The sequence below is a fragment of the Desulfofundulus salinus genome (assembly GCF_003627965.1).
GTDB lineage: Bacteria > Bacillota > Desulfotomaculia > Desulfotomaculales > Desulfovirgulaceae > Desulfofundulus > Desulfofundulus salinus.
On the sequence record NZ_RBWE01000005.1, the window covers coordinates 1 to 574 of the forward strand.

The following is a 574-nucleotide window of genomic DNA, read 5'->3' on the forward strand; positions in this document are numbered from 1 at the left end:
GCGCGATTGCTGTATCGTGGAATGGGTATTGATAGCAGTTGGCCAACAGTACCTCGAATATGGTGGTGATGCCCAAGCAGTTTGTAAACGCTCGAAATGTATACACAATCTAATCCCTGATCGTTATCAAGCGAATGGACAGGTAAAAGTCCGCTGAGATATTTCTGGGTAATAGATTTTGATGGTTGTGGTCCTGTTCCAGCCGGCCCCGGAACGTGCTGTCAGGCAGTTGTCCTGGCCGGGCCGGCTTTCTGTTGCCTTTTTACACCAAGCTGGGTCTGGACATGGATGCCTCCTTTGCGGGACAATGGGACTAACAAGCCTGGTATGGGGATATTTCTTCCACCTCCAGTGGAGCCCGAAGGGCTACCATTTCGTAAAGCGTGTTACCCCTGGTCCGCCGTCCATTTCTAACCGCTGGATGTACCCCGGCTGTCTGGTGATGGGATTCGCAGCCGCCCATTCATGCACCCCCAGGGCCGGATGAGTACTGATTACGAGGGTGAGTAAGGCGGTTCCCCGGGGGCATCCAGGTCCTGTACCCGGCTTGATTTTTCTGCAAAAGGGAGGTGAA

At 53.5% G+C, this 574-nt stretch carries 1 protein-coding gene; it reads right to left on the reverse strand.

Going from position 1 to position 574, the window contains the following annotated elements; translation table 11 throughout:
- Positions 1–366: 366 nt before the first annotated feature.
- Positions 367–574, reverse strand: a 208-nt coding sequence (locus D7024_RS15015) for a hypothetical protein (protein ID WP_207666974.1), incomplete at its 5' end; no start/stop codon positions are given.